Consider the following 1,190-nt stretch of genomic DNA (forward strand, 5'->3'; position numbering starts at 1 on the left):
TATGAATTAGTCGAAGATCTTAGCAACAACACCAGCACCTACTGTACGGCCACCTTCACGGATCGCGAAACGTAGACCTTCGTCCATTGCGATTGGTGCGATTAGCTCTACAGTCATCTGTACGTTGTCGCCTGGCATTACCATTTCTACGCCGTCTGGTAGCTGGATGTCACCAGTTACGTCAGTTGTACGGAAGTAGAACTGTGGACGGTAGCCTTTGAAGAATGGAGTGTGACGACCACCTTCATCTTTAGACAGTACGTATACTTCTGATTCGAACTTAGTGTGTGGAGTGATTGAACCAGGCTTAGCTAGTACTTGACCACGTTCAACTTCGTCACGCTTAGTACCACGTAGAAGTGCACCAACGTTCTCACCTGCACGGCCTTCGTCTAGAAGCTTACGGAACATCTCAACACCAGTACATGTAGTTGTAGTAGTGTCTTTGATACCTACGATAGCAACTTCGTCACCTACAGTTAGGATACCACGCTCGATACGGCCAGTTACTACTGTACCACGACCTTGGATTGAGAATACGTCTTCGATAGGCATTAGGAATGGCTGATCTACCGCACGCTCTGGCTCAGGGATGTAAGTATCTAGAGCTTCTGCTAGTTCAACGATTTTCGCTTCCCACTGCTCTTCGCCGTTTAGTGCGCCTAGTGCAGAACCTTGGATAACTGGTAGGTCATCACCTGGGAAATCGTATTCAGATAGAAGTTCACGAACTTCCATTTCTACTAGTTCTAGTAGCTCTTCATCGTCAACCATGTCACATTTGTTCATGAATACGATGATGTATGGGATACCAACCTGACGGCCTAGTAGGATGTGCTCACGAGTTTGTGGCATTGGGCCATCTGTCGCAGCAACAACTAGGATACCACCGTCCATCTGTGCAGCACCAGTGATCATGTTTTTAACATAGTCAGCGTGTCCTGGACAGTCAACGTGTGCGTAGTGGCGTGATGGAGTGTCGTACTCAACGTGAGAAGTTGCGATTGTGATACCGCGCTCACGCTCTTCTGGAGCGTTATCGATAGATGCGAAGTCTTTAGCTACACCGCCGTAAACTTTAGCAAGAGTAGTACAGATAGCTGCAGTTAGAGTTGTTTTACCGTGGTCAACGTGGCCGATAGTACCAACGTTAACGTGCGGTTTCGTACGTTCAAATTTTTCTTTAGACA

The 1,190-nt window shown here is 47.3% G+C and carries 1 protein-coding gene; it reads right to left on the reverse strand.

What is annotated here, in order from left to right:
• Nucleotides 1-6: 6 nt before the first annotated feature.
• Nucleotides 7-1,190 (reverse strand): elongation factor Tu (gene tuf / locus R7Q41_RS24160; protein ID WP_017822038.1); only part of this gene is annotated, 1,184 nt, incomplete at its 5' end.

Origin of the sequence: Vibrio sp. 2096 (genome assembly GCF_033339595.1) — a bacterium.
Classification (GTDB): domain Bacteria; phylum Pseudomonadota; class Gammaproteobacteria; order Enterobacterales; family Vibrionaceae; genus Vibrio; species Vibrio alginolyticus.